General features: G+C 71.6%; 1 protein-coding gene (cut by a window edge). It reads left to right on the top strand.

The annotated features are described in order from the left end of the window. Nucleotides 1–24,481 carry the 3' portion of a non-ribosomal peptide synthase/polyketide synthase gene (locus tag IEV93_RS10350; RefSeq protein ID WP_188489380.1) on the top strand. Its footprint begins 16,850 nt before the window's first position, so only the last 24,481 of its 41,331 coding nucleotides appear in the window; its start codon lies beyond the left edge, outside the window; it ends in the stop codon at nt 24,479–24,481. Nucleotides 24,482–24,504: the final 23 nt, after the last annotated feature.

Here is a 24,504-nt window from a genome sequence, read left to right on the forward strand (position 1 = left end):
GGTGCTGCGGCGTGGCTTCGACCTGACGATCGACCTGCCGGTGCGGACCCGTCTCGCGGTCGACGGCGACGACGCGCTGGTCGTGATCGCGGTGCATCACATCGCCGCCGACGGCGAATCGGTGCCGGTGCTCGCCCGCGACCTCGTGTGGGCCTACCGCGCGCGTACCGCCGGTGCGGCACCCGACTGGGCGCCGCTGACGGTGCAGTACGCCGACTACGCCCTGTGGCAACAGGACTCGTCGACCGACGCAGGGCTCGAGCACTGGCGGTCTCAACTCGCCGGGGTGCCCGCGCTGCTCGAACTCCCGACCGACCGGCCACGACCGGCCGTCGCCTCGATGCGGGGCGCCACGGTCGACTTCGAGATCCCGGCCGGGATCGCCGCTGCCGCCGCCGAGGTGGCGCGCGAATCCGGGACGACGACGTTCATGGTGCTGCACGCCGCGCTGGCGGTGCTGTTCTCCCGTCTCGCCGCGACCGACGACGTCGTGATCGGGACCGCGGTCGCCGGGCGCGGTCGAGCCGAACTCGACGACCTGATCGGCATGTTCGTCAACACCGTGGTCCTGCGTACGCCGGTGCGGTCGGGGCAGCGTTTCCTCGATGTCCTCGACACGGTGCGCCGTACCGATCTCGACGCGCTCGTCCACGCCGATGTCCCCTTCGAGGAACTGGTCGACCGACTCGACGTCGTGCGTTCGGAGGCGTTCGCCCCTCTCGTGCAGGTCCTGTTCACGGTGGCCGAGCGAACCGCGCCTGCCGGGCAGGGTGACGCCGATCTGCTCGATCTGGGGGAGTCGCTGCGCGCGGAGGTCGTCGAGGCCGAGATCGCCACGGCGAAGGTCGATCTGACCATCGGCGTCGTCACCGACGCCGGTCCCGGGCCGTGGCGGGGCACCATCACCTACGCCTCCGACCTGTTCGACGCCGGCTCGGTCGCCGACCTCGCGTCCCGCTGGGTACGACTCCTCGACGCCCTGGTGGCCCGCCCCGACGCCCCGGTCGCCGACGTCGAGATCCTCGGTGCCGGTGAGATCGCGCAGTTGGTGCCCTCGGTCGCGGCCGTCGACGCACCGCCCCCACTCCTGTTGGCGGACCTGCTCTCCCGTGCCGCGCAGGCGACCCCCGACACCGTCGCCGTCGTCGACGAGACGCGCAGCCTGACCTACCGCGAACTCGACGGGCTCAGCTCGGCGTTCGCCCGCGACCTCATCGCCGCCGGGGTGGGACCCGACGACGTCGTCGTCAGCGCGATCGCCCGGTCGGCGCTGGTCCAGGTGGCGTTGTGGGCCATCGCGAAATCCGGTGCCGTGTACGCACCGATCGATCCGCGCTACCCGGCCGACCGCATCCGTCGGGTCGTCACCGACAGCGGCGCCCGTATCGGGCTGGTGGGGTCCGAGGTCACCGCGCTCGCCGATCTCGGGATGGAGGCGACGGTGCTCGACGACACCGCGCTCGCCACGATGCGCGAACGCATCTCCTCCGGCGCGGCGTCGGCCGAACCGGTCACCGACGTCGAACGTGTCCGCCCGCTGCGGGCACACAACGGCGCGTACATGATCTACACCTCGGGCTCCACCGGGGTCCCGAAGGGTGTTCTCGTCACGCACACCGGGCTCGCGGGCGTCGCGTACACGCTGCGTGACCACCACGCGTCGGACGCATCGGCGCGGTGGCTGGGCATCAGCTCACCCGCCTTCGACGCCGCGATGCTCGAGGTGCTCGGCACCTACGTCGCAGGTGCGACGATGGTCGTCACCCCCGCCCACATCGTCGGCGGCGAGGAACTGGCCGAGTGGACCGCCGCGAACGACACGACCCACGCGTTCCTGGTGCCGTCGGTCGCGGCGTCGCTGCCGGACCCCGGCGCGGTGTCGCTCACGCACCTGCTGGCCGGCGGCGAGGCCGTCACCGACGCCGAGATGCGCCGCTGGGCGGGTGACCGATCGTTCTACGACGCCTACGGCCCCACCGAGGCGACCATCATCTGCGTCACGTCGCACCCGCTGCACCCCGACGACCCGGTGCCGCTGGGACAGGCCATGGCCGGGACCGGTGCGGTCGTCCTCGACGACCGGTTGCGACCCGTGCCCGTCGGGGTGCTCGGCGAGCTGTACCTCTGCGGGCCGTCGCTGGCGCGGGGATACCGCGGTCGTGCGGACCTCTCGGCCGAGCGTTTCGTGGCCGCACCCTTCGGGCCGACAGGGCAACGGATGTACCGCACGGGGGACCTCGTCCGCCGCAGCCGCACCGGTGACCTGTTCTATGCCGGACGCTCGGACTTCCAGGTGAAGCTGCGCGGCCAGCGCATCGAACTGGGTGAGATCGAGTCGGCGCTCATGGGGCATCCACAGGTGCGTCGGGCCGTGGTCGTTGGCGTGGGGGACACCGCCGTCGAGTCGCTGGCCGGATACATCGAGGTGTCGCACCCGGATCAGGTGGACGTGGCGCAGGTGCGCGCCCACGTCGCCGCGGCCCTGCCCGCGCACATGGTGCCCTCGTCGTTGACCGTGCTGACGGCCATGCCGCTCACCACGGTCGGCAAGATCGACCGGAGCGCACTGCCCGCACCCGCGCCCATCGCGGTGGTCGACGACGTCGTCATCGAACCGGCCGACGACGAGGAGCGCACCGCGGTCGCGATCATCGCCGAGGTGCTCGGTGTCGCACCGGAGACCCTCGGCGCCACCGACGACTTCTTCGCCGTCGGCGGCAACTCGCTGTCGGCGACCCGGGTGACCGCCCGCGCGTCGGACGCCTTCGGGGTCCGTGTCGGGGTGCGGGATCTTTTCGAGGCGCCCACCGCGCGAGACCTGGTGCGCCGCATCCGCTCGAACACCCCGATCGTCGACGCCGCGCTGCCGTCCGGGACCGGGCCGCGTCCCGAGCACATCCCGCTGTCGGTGGCGCAGCAACGGATCTGGTTCCTCAACCGGTTCGAACCCGACTCCGCGGCCTACAACATCCCGATGATCATGCGTCTGCGCGGCGTGCTCGACCCGTCGGTGCTGCGCGACGCGATCGGTGACGTGATCGCACGCCACGAGGTGTTGCGCACGACCTACCCGGAGGTCAACGGCCGCGCGGCGCAACGCATCCACCCGATCGACGAGGCGCGGTCGATGCTGGTGTGGCGCGACGGATCGACCGTCCCCGGTGACGCCGACCCCGACGTGACGGCTGTCGTCACGACGTTCGTCACGGCCGGCTTCGACCTGTCCGTCGACCTGCCGATCCGGGCCCAGCTGATTCCGGTGGCCCCGGACGAGCACGTGCTCGCCCTGTCGATGCATCACATCGCCGTGGACGGACAATCGCTGCGGCCGTTGATCACCGACCTGATCACCGCCCATCACGCCCGCGCCGCCGGAGTGCCACCCGAGTTCACGCCGCTGCCGATGCAGTTCGCCGACGTCGCCCTCGCGCAGCAGGAGACGCTCGGCGCCGCTGACGATCCGGCGTCGGTGCTCGGCGGACAGGTCGCCTACTGGCTCGACCACCTCGCCGATCTGCCCGATGTGTTGTCGCTGCCCACCGACCGACCGCGTCCCGCGGTGGCGACGCAGACCGGCGGCCGCATCCGGTTCGACCTCCCGGCCGATCTCGCCGGGCGCATCACCGCGACCGCCCGCGAGCGCGGGGCCACCGAGTTCATGGTCGTGCACGCCGCGTTGGCGGTACTGCTCGCGCGTCTGTCCTCGAGCTCCGACATCGCCGTGGCTACACCGATGGCCGGTCGAGGACAGGCTGCGCTCGACCCGATGGTCGGGATGTTCGTCAACACCGTGGTGCTGCGGGCGACCGTGGATTCGGGCCGACCGTTCGACCGGTTGCTCGACGACGTCCGGGCCGTCGACCTCGACGCGTTCGCCCGCCCCGACGTGTCGTTCGAATATCTGGTGGAGCGGTTGGCGCCCACCCGGTCGGAGGCGTTCGCCCCGCTGAGCCAGGTCATGCTGTCGGTCGAACACGGGATCGGGATGTCGGACGGCTCGGGTCCCGACACCGTCGCGCCAGACACCCCCGCGCCGGACTCCGTCACGACCGACGGACTGCAGATCGACCTGCTCGACCCGGGGACCCCGCCGGCTCGCCTCGACCTCGCGGTGACCGTGGCCACGACCCCGCGCGGTGCCGCGTGGAACGGTGAGATCGTCTACGCCGCGGACCTCTTCGACGAGTCCACCGTCGTCGGGTTCGCCGAACGACTGGTCCGCATCCTGGACGCGGTGACGTCGGAGCGCTCCGCGGTCGTCGGCGACATCGAGTGGACGTCGGGCCCCGAACGCGACGAACTCCGGACCCTCGCCCGCGGCGGGGACGTCGGCCTGCCGGAGGAGACGATCGCCGACGCGCTGGTCCGGCAGAGCGTGTCGACCCCCGACGCCCCGGCGCTCGTCGCCGAGAATCGTTCGCTGACCTACGCCGAGATGTCGGTGCACACCGCGGTGCTGGCCCGCCGACTGATCGCCGCCGGTGTCGGCCCGGAGACCGCGGTCGGGATCGCCATGGCGCGGTCGGTGGAGATGGTCGTCGCGGTCCACGCGGTCGTCGCCGCGGGCGGGCAGTACGTCCCCATCGACCCCGAGGCCCCCGCCGACCGCGTCGCCTACATGCTTGACACCGCCGATGTGCGCATCGTGCTGGTCGGCGACAAGGACTCCCACACGGCGATGTCCGCCGACGTTCGCGTGCTGACCGTCGATCTCGACGCGGGCGGTGACACGGGCACGGACCGGGATCCGACCCACGTCACCGACGCCGACCGGATCGCACCACTGCGTCCCGACCACGCGGCCTACACCCTGTTCACCTCCGGCTCGACCGGACGGCCGAAGGGCGTCACCGTCTCGCACCGATCGGTGATGAACCGGTTGCGGTGGGGACTGGCGACGTTCCCGATCGGCGCCACCGACACGGTGATCCTCAAGACGCCGTACACCTTCGATGTCTCGGTGCCCGAGCTGTTCGCGCCGGTGCTGGCCGGTGCGCGCATGTACATCGCGCGTCCGGGCGGGCACACCGACCCGGCCTATCTCGCCGACGTACTGGCCGCCGCGCAGGTGACCTCGGTGCACTTCGTGCCGTCGATGCTGTCGGTGTTCCTCGACGTCGTCGGGCCGGAGGCCCTGGCTCGACTCACCGCGCTGCGGTACGTGTTCGCCTCGGGAGAGGCGTTGTCGGCAGCCGTCGCCCACGGGGTGCGTGCGGCACTGCCGTGGGCGGGACTGCACGATCTGTTCGGGCCGACCGAGGCGGCCGTCGAGGTCGCTCACGCTGATCTGCACACCGTCGGGGCCGTCGTCCCGATCGGGCGGCCCATCTGGAACACCACCACGCGGGTGCTCGACGACCGTCTAGGCCCGGTGCCGACCGGCGTCGCCGGCGAGCTCTACCTCGGTGGTGTCCAGGTCGCCCGCGGGTACGCCGCGCGCCCCGACCTCACCGCCGAGCGCTTCGTGCCCGATGCCGACGGCGAGCCCGGCACCCGTCTCTACCGGACCGGTGACCTGGTCCGTCGCAACGCTGCCGGTGAGCTGGAATATCTGGGCCGCACCGACTTCCAGGTGAAGCTGCGCGGCCAGCGCATCGAACTCGGTGAGATCGAGTCGGTCATGGCCGCGGTGCCCGGCGTCGTGCACGCCGCCGCGACCGTGGTCACCGCACCCGGCGGCGCACAGCACCTCGTGGGGTACGTCGCGGGCCCGGCGGCGAACGACACCGACACGGTGCGGCTGGCGGTCGAGGCCGCGCTGCCGGAGTACATGTGGCCGTCGCTGTGGATGCCGGTCGACGACATCGCGCGCAGCAGTGCGGGCAAGCTCGACCGTAGAACGCTGCCGCAGCCGGACTTCGGACGCCTGGCGAGCGGATACGTCGCGCCGAGGACGCCCGACGAGCGGGTGATCGCCGAGGTGTTCGCCGCGGTGCTCGGCGTCGACCGGGTGTCGGTCACCGAGTCCTTCTTCACCCTCGGCGGTGACTCCATCATGTCCATCCGGCTCACCTCGCTGTTGCGGGCCGCCGGATACGTCCTGACCCCGCGGATGATCTTCGAGCACCGCACCGTCCGGGCGCTCGCCGGCGCCCGCGAGGTCACCCCCGTTCTCGCCGAACACCCCGGTGGCGCACGGGGACCGGTCACGATCGGACCGTCGATCGGGTGGATGCTCGACCTGAGTGACGACCCTGCCGACCACGCCGACTTCTCCCAGTCGGCGGTGCTCACCCTGCCTGCCGACATGACCATTGACGACGTGCGAGCCGTCGTCACCGCGGTCGTCGACACCCACGCCATGCTGACCGCCTCGCTCCGACTCACCGACGGCCAGTGGCGCCTCGTCGCCGGCGACGGGACCGCCGAGGACATCGACGTCCACATCACCGACGCCACCGGACCCGACACCGACGCCGCCATCCGTTCCGCGCACGCCCGGGCCCTGGCGAGCCTCGATCCGCAGGTCGGTCGGCTCGTGGCCGCGGTCGGTGTCCGCTCGGTGAGCCCCGGGGCGCCGGGCCGCCTGGTTGTCGCGATCCACCACATCGCCGTCGACGCGGTCTCGTGGCCGACCATCATCACCGGGCTTCTCACCGCGGCGTGGCAGCGCGCCGCAGGCGAGACGATCACGCTGCCCACACCGGGCACGTCGATGCGCCGCTGGGCCGACGTCGTGGCCGACCTCGCGGAGCGCGAACACGAGACGCCGCTGTGGTTGTCGCATCTGGCCGGCTCCTCCGGCGAGGTCGCCGGTCGGCTGAGGCTCGACCGCGCCCGTGACCGGCAGTCGACCGTCACCACCGTCGGATTCGACGTCGACGTCGCGACCAGCGAGCAGGTGTTGACCGCGATCCCGCAGGCGTACGGGACCGGCGCCGACACGACGATGATCGCCGCGCTGGCGCAGGCACTCTCGGGCGAGGCCGACGAGCGGGTGTCGATCCTGCTGGAGAACCACGGCCGCGAGGAGCAGGTCGCGCCCGGCGCCGATCTGTCCGGCACCGTGGGGTGGTTCACCAGCTTCGTCCCGCTCGCGGTGTCGACCGGACCGGGACGCCCGGTCACCGCCACCGTGAAAACGGTGAAGGACGCCATCGTGCGGATGCCGAACCGCGGCATCGCGTTCGGGCCCCTACGGGCACGACACGACTCCCCGCTGCGTGACCATCCACTGCCCCCGGTGAGCTTCAACTACTTCGGCAACGTCGCCGCCGAGTCCGAGGCCCCCGCGCCCGTTGTCACCGACAGCACCGGCGCGCTCCTGCCGGTCAGCGATGCGCCGAACCTGCCGCCCTCGATCACCGGGGCGATGGTGGCCACCGCGGCGCTCACCGTCACCGTCAGCGCGGTCCCCGGACCGGCCGGCCGGGTGCTGCACGCCGAGTTCGCCTTCCCCGGCGCGCTTCTCGACACCGACGAGGTCGCCGCGATCGCCGCGCGCTGGGGGGACGCACTGACCGAGATCGTCACCCACGTCGCCACGGTCTCCGATCCCGGGCCGAGCGAGACCGACCTGGCCTCGACGGGACTGACGCAGGACGAGATCGATCGGCTCACCGCCGAGCACCCCGGGTCGATCCTGTGGCCGCTCACGCCGCTGCAGGAGGGCCTGTTCTTCCAGGCCGAGCTCGCCGGTGGCGCACGCCTGCGGCGGGACCCGGCCGGTGTTGATGACGGTGCCACGGCCGGGGCGGACCCGGACGTCTACGTCACCCAGTCGACCATCACCTTCGGTGGTGACGTCGACGCCGCAGGCATGCACGCGGCCGCGCGCACCCTGCTCGCACGCCATCGCGTCCTGCGGTCGTCGTTCGTGCGCACCGACGAGGGACACGCCGTCACCGTCGTCGCCCCCGTCGTCGAACCCGATTGGCGGGAGATCGATCTCGCCGACCACGCACCGACCGACGCCGGCGACCGGGTGGCCGACATCGCCCGCGGAGAACTGGGTGAACGGTTCGACCTCGCCACCCCGGGGCTGATGCGGTTCGTCTGGGTCCGACACCTCATCACCGATCCCGACCACCCGGCGGCCGCACCGCAGCCGGGCGCGTCGCTGATCATCACCGCGCACCACCTGCTGCTCGACGGATGGTCCGCGCCGCTCGTCCTGGCCGACCTCCTCGCCGCGCACAGCGGCGGGACGGCACTGGCTCCGCCGGCCGACGGCGCCGACTTCGCGGTGTTCCTGGACTGGCTGTCACGGCGCGACACCGCGGCGGCGGCCTCGGCGTGGCGCACCGCGCTGGCCGCGGCCGACGGCCCGACCTTGGTCGCCGCCGGTGCGCGCCCCGACGTCACCCACCCGCCGCGTGGGCGCAGCGTGTACCTCGACCCGCGTCTTCTCGCCGCGCTGACCGCATCCGGTCGGGCTGCGGGCGCAACCACATCCACCGTGCTGCAGGCGGTCTGGGGCATCCTGCTGTCCCGCATCACCGGTCGCGACACCGTCGTGTTCGGCGAGACGGTGTCCGGTCGGCCACCCGAGATCGACGGTGTGGAACAGATGATCGGGCTGTTCATCAACACCCTGCCCGTCGCGGTCACCCTCGAGCCCGCGCACACCGCGGCCGACCTGCTCGCGCAGCTGCAGCAGGACAAGGCCCGGGTCCTCGACCACCAGCACCTGGGCCTGGCCGAGATCACCGCGGCCGCCGGTGAATCCGCGGTCTTCGACACCCTGGTGGTCTTCGAGTCCTACCCTGTCGACGCCGCCGCGGTCGGCGACGGGTCCCGGGCCGCCGGACTCGACATCCGGGGGGTGACCTCGGCCGACGCCACGCACTACCCGTTGAGCCTCATCGTCGTGCCGGACGGCGATCGGATGGCGTTGACCGTCAAGTACCTGCCCGCGGCGTTCGACGACGCCCAGATCGACGTGTTCGCCGACGCCCTGGTCACCCTGTGCGAGCGGATCGCCCACCACCCGACCACGCGTCTGTCCGATCTCGCGCTGTCGTCACCGGAGGTCGCCGCGCGGGTGGAGCAGTGGTCGGTCGGGCTGCAGACCGAGGACGGGTCGGACCGCGACGCATCGGTACCCGATCAGACCGACGCCCAGATCGCCCGCACCCCGGACGCTCCCGCGCTGCGGTACGACGACCGCGTGGTGACCTACCGCGAATTCGGTGCGCGGGTCGCGACCCTCGCGCGACGGTTGATCGCACGCGGTGTCGGACCCGACGTGGCGGTCGGCGTCGCCATCGGCCGGTCGATCGAGATGGTGGTGGCCGTCCATGCCGTCGTCGCCGCGGGAGGGCAGTACGTACCGCTCGATGTCGAGGCCCCGGCCGAGCGCATCGCCTACATGCTCAGCACGTCGCGCGCCGTTCTGGTGGTGTGTGCGTCGGATGCGACTCCCGCCGCGGTCGACGCCGTCGGAACCGAGGTCCTGACGTTCTCCGCCGACGAGCCGATCGACGACACGGTGTCGCCCGTCGCAGAGTCGGAGCGTCGCGGCGCGCGCGGTCGAGACGACGCGGCCTACACGCTGTTCACGTCGGGATCGACGGGACGGCCGAAGGGCGTCACCGTGTCCCACGCGGCGATCGCCAACCGACTGCGGTGGATGCAGAGCGAGTTCGGGATCGACGCCTCCGACGCGGTCCTGCTCAAGACGCCGGTGACCTTCGACGTGTCGGTCTGGGAACTGTTCTGGCCCTTGATCACCGGTGCGACCATGGTCATCGCCCGCCCCGATGCACACCGCGATCCGCGCCGGCTCGCCGACGTCGTCGCCCACGCGGGCGTGACCACGCTGCACTTCGTGCCGTCGATGATGGCCGCGTTCGTCGCCGGACTGCCCGCATCGGACGCCGCGGTCGCGATGGCGTCGGTCCGCCGGGTGTTCGCCTCCGGCGAGGCGCTGCCCGCGGCCACCGCGCACGCGATGCGGGCGCTCGTGCCGGACGCGCAGATGCACAACCTGTACGGGCCCACCGAGGCCGCGGTCGACGTGACGCACCATCGCGTGGTCGACGGCGAGGTGTCGATCCCCATCGGGCGTCCCGGATGGAACACCGCGACCCGGGTGCTCGACGCGCGGCTGCGGCCGGTGCCGCCCGGTGTGGTCGGCGAGTTGTACCTCGGCGGCGTGCAGGTGGCCCGCGGCTACGCGGCGCGCCCCGACCTCACCGCCGAACGCTTCGTGGCCGACCCGTTCGCGCCGGATCCGGCGAGCGGCGCGCGCCTCTACCGCACCGGTGATCTCGTACGGTGGAACACCGACGGCGAACTGGAGTACCTGGGACGCTCGGACTTCCAGGTGAAGCTGCGCGGCCAGCGCATCGAACTCGGCGAGGTCGAGACCGTGCTCGCCGCGGCACCGGGCGTCGTGCTCGCGGCGGCGACGATCGCCACCTCGAGCGGCGGCGACGAACACCTCGTCGGCTACCTCGCAGGCACCGTCGACACCGAGGCGGTGGCCGCGCACCTCGCACGGTCGTTGCCCGGCTACATGCATCCCACGACCTGGGTGCTCCTCGACGACTTCCCGCGCAACGCGGCGGGCAAGATCGACCGTCGGGCCCTGCCCGACCCCGACTTCACCGGCGGGGACTTCGTGGCCCCGGTGTCGGCGACGGAGACCGCGATCGCCGCGGTGTTCGCCGATGTCCTCGGGACCGAGCGGGTCTCGGTGTCGGACAACTTCTTCGACATCGGCGGCAACTCGCTCTCGGCCACCCGGGTCGTCGCCCGGGTCGGTGAGGCGACCGGGGTCGCCGTCGGCCTGCGGGACCTGTTCGATGCGCCGACGGTGCGGGCCCTGGCGAACCGCGTCGAGGGCGCCGACACGTCCGACACCGTGGCGATCGCGCCGCTGGTCGCACGACCGCGGCCCGATGTGATCCCGCTGTCGAGCGCGCAGCAGCGGATGTGGTTCATCAACGTCTACGACCCGACGACCCCCGCGTACAACATCCCGTTCGCGTTGCGGCTGACCGGAAGCCTCGACGTCGACGCGCTGCGGACCGCGCTGCGCGACGTCATCGGTCGCCACGAGACGTTGCGGACGATCTTCCCGTCCGACTCCGACGGCGTCGCGCGGCAACAGATCCTCGCCGCCGGTGCGGTCGAGGACAACCGCTGGTGGGTCACCGATGAGGTCGCGGCGTTGCCCGCCCGGCCGTTCGACGTCACCACCGAGGTGCCGATCCGCGCCGGCGTCCTCGCGATCGGCGCCGACGACCACCTGCTGGTGGTGGTGCTCCACCACATCGCGTCCGACGGCGAGTCGATCGCCCCTCTCGTCGGCGACCTGGTCACGGCCTACGCCGCCCGTTCCGCGGGCACCGAGCCCGGGTGGTCCGCGCTGCCGGTGCAGTACGCCGACGTCACGCTGTGGCAGCAGGAGGTCCTCGGCGGCGTCGACGACCCCACCTCGGCGCTGGGTCGTCAGATCGATTCCTGGCGAACGCGACTCGCGGGCCTGCCCGATGTGCTCGACCTGCCCACCGACCACCCGCGTCCGCCGGTCGCGTCGCTGCGCGGTGCGATGGTCGACGTCGTCGTACCCGACGACGTGCTGCGGGCCGCCGACGACCTCGCCCGCCGCCACGACGCCACGCTGTTCATGGTGCTGCACGCCGCGCTGGCCGCGGTCCTGGCCCGACTGTCGGCGACCACCGACATCGCCATCGGCACCCCGGTCGCCGGTCGCGGCCGCACCGAACTCGACGGCCTCATCGGCATGTTCGTCAACACGCTGGTGCTGCGCACCGAGGTCGATCCCGATCTCGACTTCGCCGCGCTCGTCGAACTCGCCCGCGCAGGCGACCTCGACGCCTTCGCCAGCGCGGACGTCCCGTTCGAGCACCTCGTCGACGTCCTCGCGCCCGTACGGTCCGAGGCATTTGCCCCGCTCACCCAGGTCATGCTGACCCTCGACCAGCGCACCGACACCGCGTTGGAGTTGCCCGGGCTCACCATCACCGCGGCCGACCCCGGCACGCCCGCAGCACGTTTCGACCTCACCCTGGGACTCGGAGCGGCCCGCGCCGCCGACGGGACGCTCACCGGCCTGTCCGGTCACCTCGTCTATGCCGCGGACCTCTTCGCCCCCGACACCGCGGCGGCCGTCGTCCGCCGTTTCGTCGCGCTGCTGAGCGCCGGGGTCGCCGATCCCCACCGTCGCATCGCCGACATCGACCTGACGTCCGACGCCGAGCGCAGGACCGTCGCAGGGTGGTCGGTCGGTGAGATCGTGGACCGCGATCCCCAGAGCCACGAACTCCAGAGCCCTGAACCCCAGAACCTCGCGGAGGCGGTGTCGCGCCAGATCGGCTCGACCCCGGACGCGACCGCGCTGGTCGTCGGCGACCGACGTCTCACCTACCGCGAGTTCGGTGCGCATGTCGCCTCGGTGGCCCGATCGCTGATCGCCCGTGGTGTCCGGCCCGACGTGGGCGTGGGCATCTGCATGGACCGTTCCGTCGAACTCCTCGTCGCCGTCCACGCGGTCGTCGCGGCCGGTGGCCGCTACGTCCCCATCGACGTCGACGCCCCGGCGCAGCGCGTCGCCCACATGACCGAATCCGCAGCCGTCGCACTGGTTCTCGTCCGAGATGGCGATGCGCCCGGTGCGGTCGACCGATTCCCCGGCGACGTCGTGGCCGTCGACTGCGCGCACCCGCCGACCGGTGACGTCACGGCGCTGTCCGACGCCGACCGACTTGCGCCGCTGCGGCCGCACGACGCGGCGTACACGCTGTTCACCTCGGGTTCGACAGGTCGCCCGAAGGGCGTGACGGTGTCGCACGCGGCGATCATGAACCGGTTGCAGTGGATGCAGGCCCGGTTCCCGCGCGACGGGTCGGACGTGATCCTGCACAAGACGCCGGTGACCTTCGACGTGTCGGTGTGGGAGTTGTTCTGGCCACTGATGACCGGTGCGTCGATGGTGATCGCCCGCCCGGACGGACATCGCGATCCGGCGTACCTGGTCGGACTGATCGCGGCCGAGAAGGTCAGCACCCTGCACTTCGTACCGTCGATGCTGTCGGTGTTCGTCGAGACGGCCGCGGGTGGTCGGCGTCGCGGTGGCCGCCAGGTCGACCTGGCCACCCTGCGAACGGTGTTCACCTCCGGTGAGGCGTTGTCGGCCGCCGCTGCGAACTCGATGACCACGCTGGTCCCGGCGGCCGAGCTGCACAACCTGTACGGCCCGACCGAGGCCGCGGTCGACGTCACCCACCACGAGGTCTTCGCCGACGCCGTCGACGTCCCGATCGGACGTCCGATCGCGAACACCACCACGCGGGTGCTCGACGACCGGTTGCGTCCCGTCCCGCCCGGGGTGGTCGGGGAGTTGTACCTCGGCGGCATCCAGCTCGCGCGTGGCTACTCCGCGCGACCCGATCTGACGGCGGAACGGTTCGTCGCCGACCCCGACCCGTCGAAGACGAACGGCCCGGGTTCCCGCCTGTACCGCACCGGTGACCGGGTCCGCTGGAACCGTCACGGCGAGCTCGAGTACCTCGGGCGCAACGATTTCCAGGCCAAGATCCGTGGCCAGCGGATCGAGCTCGGCGAGGTCGAGTCCGTGCTCGCCGCCGTGCCGGGGGTGAGTCAGGCGGTCGCGCAGGTGATCCCGACCCCCGGTGGGGACGATCGGCTCGTCGCCTACCTCGTCGGACCCGATCCGGACGCAGACGTGGTGCAGGCCGCGGTGTCGCGCTCGCTGCCCGCCTACATGCGGCCGACGGCGTGGGTGGTCCTCGACGCGATGCCGCTGAGCCCGGCAGGCAAGATCGACCGCCGCGCGCTGCCGGCACCCGCCCCCGTCGTCGGCGGCGAGCACGTCGCACCGGGATCGTCGACCGAGACCGTGATCGCGCAGGTGTTCGCCGACGTCCTCGGTACGGCAGAGGTGTCGGTCACCGACAGTTTCTTCGACCTCGGCGGGAACTCGCTGTCGGCGACGCGCGTGGCTGCGCGTGTCGCCGATGCCACCGCGACCGACCTCGGCGTCCGCGACCTGTTCGCCGCGCCGTCGGTGCGGCAGTTGGCGACCCGCGTGGACGGCGCCGACCGCGTGCGGCTCGACACGCCGACTGCGCAGAGCCGCCCGGATCGGATCCCGCTGTCGAACGCGCAGCGGCGCATGTGGTTCATCAACTCGTTCGACGCCTCGTCGCCGGTCTACACCATCCCGGTGGCGCTACGGCTGCGCGGACCGCTCGACGTGTCGGCGCTGACCGCGGCGGTCGGCGACCTCGTCGCGCGGCACGAGACGTTGCGGACCGTGTACCCGCAGACCCCGGCCGGCGACGTATGGCAGGTCATCCGCACCGCCGACGACGCTGTCGCGGAACTCGACTGGGCCGTCGTGTCCGATGTCGCCGAGGCGTCGGCGGTCACCGAGCTCGGTTTCGACGTCACCACCGACCTGCCGCTGCGCGGCCGACTCGCCGTCACCGGCCCCGACACCGCACTGCTCGTGCTGGTCGTCCACCACATCGCCGCGGACGGTGAATCCGGTCCGGTCATCGCCCGAGATCTGGTCGCGGCGTACCGGGCTCGACGCGCGGGTGCTGCTCCGACCTGGGAGCCGCTACGGCTGCAGTACGCCGACTACGCGCTGTGGCAGAACCGCGTGCTGGGCCATGACGACGACCCCGGTGCCGACGCGCCGGCGGCGGCAGCGGTTCGTGAGCAACTCGCGTACTGGGACACCCAGCTCGCCGGGGTGCCCGCGCTGCTCGAGGTGCCCACCGACCGCCCGCGCCCACCGGTCGCGTCGTCGCGCGGTGCGAGCGTCGAGTTCACGATCCCGGCCGAGATCGCTGCGGCGGCAACCCGGTTGGCCCGCGAGCGCGGCGTCACCGACTTCATGCTCGTGCACGCCGCGCTCGCCGCACTGCTGGCGCGTCTCGCCGTCACCGACGACGTGGTTCTGGCCACCGCGGTCGCAGGCCGCGGGCGGGCCGCGCTCGACGACCTGGTGGGCATGTTCGTCAACACCCTCGTCCTGCGCACCCGTGTGAGCGGACACGATCGCTTCCTCGACGTACTCGACGAGGTTCGACGCGTGGACGTCGACGCGCTCGCCGGGGCGGACATCCCGTTCGAGGAACTCGTCGACCGGCTCGACGTCGTCCGGTCAGAGGCGTTCGCACCGCTGGCCCAGATCGTGCTGACCGTCACCGACGACCGGGCCGGGGACGACGCCGACTCCGGCGCGGTGACCGTGGACGGGTTGACCGTCGAGCCCGTCGAGACCGAGGTCACCACGGCCAAGGTCGATCTGACCGTCGGGATCGCCACCGGCGGTACGGGTTCCTGGCGTGGCAGCGTCGTCTACGCGACCGATCTGTTCGACGCCGCGACGGTGCAGCGATTCGCCGGGCGACTCGTCGACGTGCTCGCCGCAGCGACTGAGCGGCCGGAGATCGCGGTCGGCGACATCGACATCATCGACGTCGACGAGCGGGACACCGTGATGCCGCACCCGGCCGCGGCCGCGGTGGAATCGGTCCTGCTCCCCGACCTCCTCACCCGGGCGGCCGCACGCCGCCCGGACGGGATCGCAGTCGTCGACGACCGCCACTCGCTGACGTTCGCCGAGCTGGACTCATTGAGCTCCGCGCTCGCCCGCGATCTCATCGCGCGCGGTGTCGGGCCCGAGGACGTGGTCGTCAGCGCCCTTCCGCGCACGGCACTCGTACAGGTCTCGCTGTGGGCCATCGCCAAGTCCGGGGCGACCTACGCTCCGGTCGACCCGGGCCATCCGCCCGACCGCCTCGGCCGTGTGTTCGCGGGAATCGGAGCCCGCGTGGGTATCTCGGGATCCCGCCCGGCCGGCGTCGACGACGGCATCGACTGGTTGACCGTCGACGCCGCAGCCCTGTCGCATCTGCAGGCGAGGGTGGCGCGCGGCGAGGTGTCCGACGCCCCGCTCACCGACGCCGACCGGATCCGGCCACTGCACACACACAATGTGGCCTACCTGCTCTTCACCTCCGGGTCGACCGGCACGCCCAAGGGGGTGTCGGTGACCCACACCGGCATCGCGGGTATGGCCGCGACACTGCGCGATCGCCACCGCAGCGACGACTCGGCGCGCTGGCTCGGCGTCAGCTCGCCGGGCTTCGACGGGTCGATGCTCGAGGTCGTCGGTGCGTACGTGTCCGGTGGCACGCTCGTGGTCGCCCCGCCCGACATCGTCGGCGGTGAGGATCTCGCGCAGTGGATCACCGGGAACGCGGTCACCCACGCCGCCATCGTCACCAGCGTGCTCGCGTCGCTTCCGGACCCCTCGTCGGTGTCGGTGACGCATCTGCTCGCCGGCGCCGAAGCAGTACCGGACGCGGAGATGCGGCGCTGGGCCGGGAGCCGGAGCTTCTACGACTCGTACGGTCCGACCGAGACCACCATGGCGTGCCTGACATCGGAGTCCATCGCGCCGGACGACGTCGTCCCACTGGGCCTCCCGCAGCCCGGCTCCGACGTCGTCGTCCTCGACGACCGTCTGCGCCCGGTGCCCGTCGGCGTGATCGGTGAGCTCTACGTCCTCGGGGCGGGCTTGGCCCGTGGGTATCACGATCGCCCCGACCTCACCGCCGACCGTTTCGTCGCCTGCCCGTTCGTCGACTCGTCCGACACCGGCGCGAGCCCGGTCGGAACCCGGATGTACCGCACCGGTGACCTGGTTCGGCGCACCGCGAACGGTGATCTCCTCTACGCGGGTCGCTCGGACCTCCAGATCAAGATGCGGGGTCAGCGCATCGAACTCGGCGAGATCGAGTCGGCGCTGTCGAGCCACCCGTCGGTACGCATCGCCGCCGTCGTCGGTGTCGGGGATCCGGTGCACACACTCGCCGGGTACGTCGAGCCGTCCGAAAGGGTCGCACCGGACGAACTCGACACAGACGCGTTGCGAACACACCTCGAAGGACTCGTCCCGGCGTACATGGTGCCGGGTTCGATCACCGTGGTCGACGCCATGCCCCTGACCCCGGTGGGCAAACTCGATCGCTCCGCACTGCCCGACCCGGATCAGACCGATCACCTCGCCGAGATCGCCGAGCGGCCTGCCGACGACGACGAGCAGACGCTGGCCGCGATCATGGCCGACGTGCTCGGGTGCGACCCGACCGACATCGGCGTGGGCGAGGACTTCTTCGACGTCGGCGGCAACTCTCTGTCGGCCACCCGCGTGACCGCCCGGGCGACCGAGGCCTTCGGGACGCGCGTCGGTATCCGCGACCTGTTCGAGGCGCCCACCGTCCGTGGTCTCGTCGGTCGGATCCGTTCGAGGCGCCCGGGCCGCGGATCCATGACGGCCGTCCCGCTCGTCGCCGGCACGCGACCGCAGTTCATCCCGCTGTCCAACGCGCAGCAGCGGATCTGGTTCCTCAACCGTTTCGAGCCGGCGTCGATCGCGTACACGATCCCGGTGGTGTTGCGGCTCGTCGGAGTTCTCGACGTCGGGGCGCTACGTCTCGCGATCGGCGACGTTCTCGGCCGTCACGAGGTGCTGCGGACCGTGTACCCGTCGACCGGCGGGCGCCCACGCCAGCAGGTGCTGACCATCGCCGCTGCCGAGGCGCTCCTGGACTGGTCGGTCACCGAGGACGACTCCGCGATCGCGGCGCTGCTGCGTCGCGGATTCGACGTGAGTACCGAACTGCCCATCCGGGGACGGATCCTGACGGTCGACGCAGGCGACCACGTGTTGGCCCTGGCGCTGCATCACATCGCCGTCGACGGTGAGTCGGTTGCCCCACTCGTTCGCGACGTCGTCACGGCCTACGAGGCCCGTGTCCAGGGCAACGCACCTCAGTTCGCGCCGTTGCCGGTGCAATTCGCCGACCACGCACTGTGGCAGCAACGCGTCCTGGGATCGGTCGACGACCCGGCGTCGACCCTGGGCAGGCAGGCTGCCCACTGGTCGGCGGTCCTCGCGGGGATCCCCGACGTACTCACCCTGCCCACGGACCGGCCACGACCTCCGGTGGCGACGAATCACGGTGCGCGGCTGCAGTTCGACATCCCGGCGACCGTGGCCGCACGAATCGCCGACGTCGCGCGGATCCAAGGCGCCACCGAGTTCATGGTCGTGCACGCCGCACTGGCCGCCGTGCTCGCCCGGGTCTCCGGTGGCGACGACATCGTCGTGTCCACCCCGGTGGCCGGTCGCGGACACGCCGCGCTCGATGCCCTCGTCGGCATGTTCGTCAACACCCTCGTGCTGCGGACCCGTGTCGACCCGGCGATGTCGTTGTCGGAACTGCTCGCCGACGTCCGGGCCGTCGACGTCGACGCGTTCGGCCACGCGGACCTTCCGTTCGAACATCTCGTGGAACGTCTGGCGCCCACCCGGTCCGAGGCGTTCGCGCCGCTCAGTCAGGTGATGCTGTCGATGCAGCAGCACCAGCAGCCATCGGGTGACGCGGCGCCCGATCACGCGTCGGGCCTGCGGGTCGAGCAGATGCCCGCCGACGAGGTGGCCGCCCGAACCGACCTCACCCTCACCGTGGCGACCGCACCCGCCGGGGACCCCTGGACCACCGAGATCGTCTACGCCACCGACCTGTTCGACGAATCGAGCATCCGGGTTCTGGCCCAGCGGCTGGTGCGTGTGCTCGACGCGATCGTGTCGTCACCCTCGGCTGCCGTCGGCGACGTCGATCTCCTGGACCCCGCCGAACGCCGGGAGCTCGCGACCATGTCGTCGGGCGCCGGTGCGGCCGCACCGACCACCTTGGTCGAGCTGCTCGACACGCAGCGGGCACTGACCCCGGACGCGGCCGCGGTGGTCGTCGCCGGACGGACGCTGAGCTATCGCGAATTCGGTGCGTACACCGACGACCTGGCCCGCACCCTGATCGCCCGCGGTGTCGGCGCCGACGTCGCCGTCGGAGTGTGTCTGCCGCGTTCGGTCGAGATGATGGTCGCGGTCCACGCCGTCGTGCGAGCGGGTGGCCAGTACGTCCCGATCGACATCGACGCTCCGGCCGACCGTGTCCGGTACATGATCGACACCGCCGGCGTCGCACTGGTTCTCGTCGGCCCGGCAGGATGGCCCGTTCCCGACTCGGGCACCACGGACATGGGCGCCACTGACACCCTGACCGTCGACTGTTCGGCACCGGTCGCAGGAGAGGTCGCGTCGCTGCGACCCGACGAGCTGATCCGTCCGGTGCTGGTCGACGACGCCGCCTACACGATCTTCACGTCGGGATCGACCGGTCGGCCGAAGGGTGTCACGGTCTCCCACCGCGCCATCGCGAACCGGCTGAAGTGGATGCAGGACCTGGACGAGCTCACCGTCGACGACGTGGTCCTGCAGAAGACGCCGATCACCTTCGACGTGTCGGTGGGCGAGCTGTTCGGCCCGTTCATCGCCGGCGCGTCGCTCGTGCTGGCGGAACCCGGACGGCACGCCGACCCCGCGCACATCGCGTCCCTCGTTCGCGAACACCGCGTGACCACCATCCACTTCGTGCCGTCGATGATGGCGCTGTTCGTCGAGTTCCTCACCGAGGAGCAGATCGCCGGACTCGCCTCGCTGCGGCGCGTGCTCGCCTCCGGTGAGGCGCTGCCCGCCGCGACGGCACACGCCATGGCCGCGGTCGTGCCCGCCGCCGTCATCCGCAACCTGTACGGCCCCACCGAGGCCGCCGTCGAGGTCACCGCGCACACCGTCACCCACGACGAGACGGTCATCGGGATCGGTGCGCCGATGGCGGGCACCATCACCCGCGTGCTCGACGCACGTCTGGCGCCGGTCCCCGTGGGAGTGGTCGGCGAGCTCTACCTCGGCGGCGTACAGGTGGCCCGCGGGTACGCCGCCCGCCCCGACCTCACCGCCGACCGCTTCGTCGCCGACCCCGCCGGGAGTGGTGCCCGCCTCTACCGCACCGGTGACCTTGTCCGATGGAACCGCCATTCCGAGCTGGAGTACCTGGGCCGCGGCGACTTCCAGGTGAAGTTGCGCGGGCAGCGGATCGAACTCGGAGAGATCGAGACGGTGCTGATGTCGGCGCCTTCGGTCAGTGCCGCCGCGGCCGCCGTCCTCACGACCGCCGGGGGCGACTCGCTCGTCGGCTATCTGTCCGGCCCGAGCATCCACGACACAGGCGCCCTCGACGAGATAAAAGAGCATGCTGCACAACGACTCCCGGCGTACATGCGGCCGACGATGTGGATGGTCCTCGACGGATTCGCCTACAACTCCGCGGGCAAGATCGACCGCCGCGCGCTCCCTGCCCCCGACACCGGCGCAGCTCAGCTCGTCGGTGCGGCCGTCGAGTCGCCGACCTCTCCGGTGGAGGACCTGATCGCCGGGATCGTCGCCGATGAACTGGGGATCGACGGGGTGTCGGTCACCGCAGGGTTCTTCGAACTGGGTGGCAACTCGCTGTCGGCGATGCGGGTCGTCGCCCGGATCGGCGCGGCGCTCGACGTCGAGGTCGGGGTGCGCGAACTCTTCGACCACCCGACCGTCCGCGAACTGGCGCAGCGTGTCTCGCAGTCGCGGGTCGCCGAGATCCCGATCGTCCGCCGCGACCGTCCGACGCGCATACCGCTGTCGTACGCACAGGGTCGGATCTGGTTCATCAACCAGTTCGACGTCACCTCGCCCGCCTACAACATCCCCATCGCGCTGCGTATCGTCGGCGACCTCGACGTGGCGGCGCTGCGTGCCGCCCTGGACGACGTGGTGACCCGCCACGAGCCGCTGCGGACCGTGTTCCCGCTCGTCGACGGTGAACCGTGCCAACAGGTCCTCGATCCCGAGACGGCCCGCCGACTACTCGACTGGCGCGTCATCGATGATCGTGACGCCGCGATGGCGATCGTCGGCGCCGGCTTCGACGTCACCCGGGAACCACCCATCCGCGCACGGATCGCGACGTCACCCGCGGCGGGAGCCGCTGAGCATCTGCTGGTGCTGGTCGTCCACCACATCGCAGCCGACGCACACTCGTTGGGCATCCTCGCCGGGGAGATGATGACGGCGTACACCGCGCGGCTCGGTCGTGCCGACGATGCACCCGGCGTACTCCCCACCCCGGAGATCACCTTCGTCGACCACACCCTCTGGCAGCACGAGGTCCTCGGCGCCGTCGACGACCCCCTATCGCCTCTGGGACAGCAGCTCGAGTACTGGTCCACGACGTTGGCCGACGCGCCCGGATCGACCGACCTGCCCGCCGACCGCCCACGACCGGCGGTGATGGACACCACCGGCCGTCAGGTCCCGGTGTACCTCGGACGCCGTCGGAGCGCAGCGGTCGTCACGCTGGCCCGAGCGTGCAACAGCACCCCGTTCATGGTCGTGCACGCCGCGCTCGCCACCGTCGTGGCGAGGTCGGCCAGGGTCGACGACGTGGTGATCGGGGCGGCCATCGCAGGTCGCGGTCGTCGCGAGATCGAGCCACTCGTCGGCATGTTCGTCAACACCCTGGCCCTGCGGACCGTCCACCGCCCCGGCGATTCCACGATGGAGCTGATGGAGCAGGTGCGAGTCTCCGATACCGGTGCGTTCGCCAACGCCGACCTACCGTTCGAGCTGCTCGTCGAGCGGTTGGCGCCGGTGCGCTCGACCTCGCACGCACCGATCTATCAGATCGCCCTGAACTACCTGACCTCCTCGAGTGCTCCGGCGGTCGGCGTCGACGGCCTCGACGTCATCCCGGTGGCCATCGGAGACCAGCCCGCCAAGGTGGACCTCACCCTGGCCCTGACCGAGTGGACCGCGGACGACGAGACGTCGTCGACCATCAGCGGCGAGATCGTCTACGCGGCAGCCCTGTTCGATCAGGGCACGATCGAACGATTCCGCGACACCGTGTTGACGGTGCTCGACGGGATGACCGCCGACCCCGCCGCGCCGGTCGGCGACATCGACATCCTCGACGACGCGGACCGACGCGCACTGGTGCCCGCGGTGGGACCGGCACCCGTCACTGCCCGGACCCTGCCCGCGCTGCTGGCCGACCGGGGCGCGCTCGATCCCGACCACCCGGCCCTCATCGACGGCGACCGGACCTTCTCGCGCCGCGAATTCGACTCCGCCAGCAACCGTCTCGCGCGGGCGCTGCGTGCGCGGGGCATCGGACGCGAGGACGTCGTGGCCGTGGGGATGCCGCGCTCGGCGGACGCGGTGATCGCCCTGTGGGCGGTGTGGAAGGCGGGTGCGGCGCCGATGCCGGTCGATCCGGCGCTGCCCGTCGAGCGCGTCGCACACATGCTCGCCGAATCCGGTGCGGTACTCGGCCTGGCCAGCGTCGAGTCGTTCGGCGACGTCGCGGGTATCGGTCCCGACTGGGTCGTGTCGAGCACGCTGGGCGCCGACCAGGTCGACACACCCGTCCCCGCCGCCGATCTGACCCCCGACGGCCTGGCCTACCTCATGTACACCTCGGGCTCGACCGGCAAGCCCAAGGCCGTCGCGGTCACCCATCGGGGGATGGCCGACTTCATCGAGCACCAGCGGCAGTACTGGATCGGCGACCCGCAGCGGGCGCGCGTGCTGCACCTGGCGCAGTTGAGCTTCGACGTGTCGATGTTCGAGGTGATCGGCACCATCGCACTCGGCGCGACGATGGTGGTGGCTCCGCCGGATGCGTTCGCGGGCAACGACCTGACCGAGGTGATCTCCGAGCACGCCGTCACGCACGCCATGATCACGCCTGCCGTGCTGGCCACCCTCGACCCCGAGCGGGCCCGTTCCATCCGACACCTCGGTGTCGCCGGCGACGCGTGCCCGCCGGAACTGGTCGCACTGTGGGCTTCCGGCCGGACGATGTCGAACTGGTACGGACCCGCCGAGACGACGATCACCTCGACGTCGGTGGTGCTCGAGGCGGGCAGGCGGGTCGTCGTCGGCAGGCCCATCCGGGGGTTCCGTGCACTGGTCCTCGACGACCGTCTGCGCCCGGTGCCGAGGGGCGTGCTGGGCGAGCTCTACCTCGCCGGCGACGCCACCGCCCGCGGCTACCACCGACGCCCCGACCTCACCGCCGGGCGGTTCGTCGCCGACCCGTACGGCCCGCCCGGATCGGTGCTCTACCGCACCGGCGACCTGGTCCGCTGGGTCGACGTCGGAGACGCGGACGGCCCCGCTCTCGAGTTCGGCGGCCGAGACGACTTCCAGGTCAAGATCAACGGCCAACGCATCGAACTCGGTGACATCGAGGCGGCGCTCAGCGCCCGGTCGGACGTGTCGGTGTCCGCGGTCGTCGGCGTCACCGGGCCGCAGGGGGACGCGCGGCTGATCGGTTTCGTCGCCGCGAACCCGGCCGGCGATCCGCCCGACCCGACTCGCGTGCGCGCCGAACTGCGCAACCGACTGCCCCGGCACATGGTGCCGTCGGTGATCGTCGTGATGGAGACGATGCCGATGACGTCGACGGGCAAGGTCGACCGGCGACGGCTCCCCGTCCCGACATCCGGGTCGGCCACCCCGGAACTCGTCGCACCGGAGGGCGAGCTGGAGACCCTCGTCGCCCGGGCGATGGCTGAGGTGACCGGCGCGGACCGGGTCGGCGCGACCCAGAGTTTCTTCGACCTCGGTGGCACGTCGCTGTCGGCGGTACGACTCGCGGCGCTCATCGGTGAGCGGTCGGGTCGAAAGGTCCAGCTGCCGTGGCTGTTCGTCGATCCGACGCCACGTGGCCTGGCCGCCCGGCTGTCGGAGACGGCGACCGGGACCGACGCCGAGCGTGGCCTGACCGACGACGTCCTCATCGCCCTGCGGGCCGGTGGGTCGCGGCCGCCGCTGTTCTGTGTGCACCCCGCGGGTGGACTCGCGTGGTTCTACGGCGGACTGGCTCCCCACATCGCCGACCGGCCGCTGTACGGGCTGCAGGATCCCTCGGTCGTGGACGGTGAGGCGTCGGCGCAGTCGGTCTCCGAACTCGCGCGGCGCTACGTCGCCGAGATCCGACGGGTGCAGCCGCAGGGGCCGTATCACCTGCTCGGGTGGTCGATCGGCGGGTACATCGCCCAGGCGATGGCGACAGAGCTCCAGGCCGGCGGCGATGACGTCGCGTTCCTCGGTGTCATGGACGCCGCGGTCGCCGACCCGGGGGCCGCGCCCGCGGTCGCCGCGCCGGTCGACGACCCGGCCACCGGCGTGGCCGACCTGCTCGGCGGCTGGCGATCGCTGTTCGACATCGACGACGAGATCGAGGCGTCGGACCCCGAGGCGGTCGCCGCCGTGGTCCGCGAGCAGATCACCGCGCTCGGGCTGCTGTCACCGGAGCAGGTGGACCGCATCATGATCAGTTTCGACACCGCCGCGCAGATCGGGTCGACGCATCGTCCGGACGTGTTCGACGGCGACATGTTGCTGTTCGTCGCCACGGCCGACAAGGACGATCCCGCTGCGGTGCAGTCGAGTTGGCGTCCCTACGTCACCGGCGCGATCACCGCTATCGACGTCGACACCCATCACCTGGGTATGGCCGACGCCGAGGCGCTGCGGGTCATCGGTCCGGAGCTCGAGAGCCGGCTCGACCGGTCCTGACGTGCGAACCCGGCCCGGCCGTT

The organism is Williamsia phyllosphaerae, from assembly GCF_014635305.1.
Classification (GTDB): domain Bacteria; phylum Actinomycetota; class Actinomycetes; order Mycobacteriales; family Mycobacteriaceae; genus Williamsia_A; species Williamsia_A phyllosphaerae.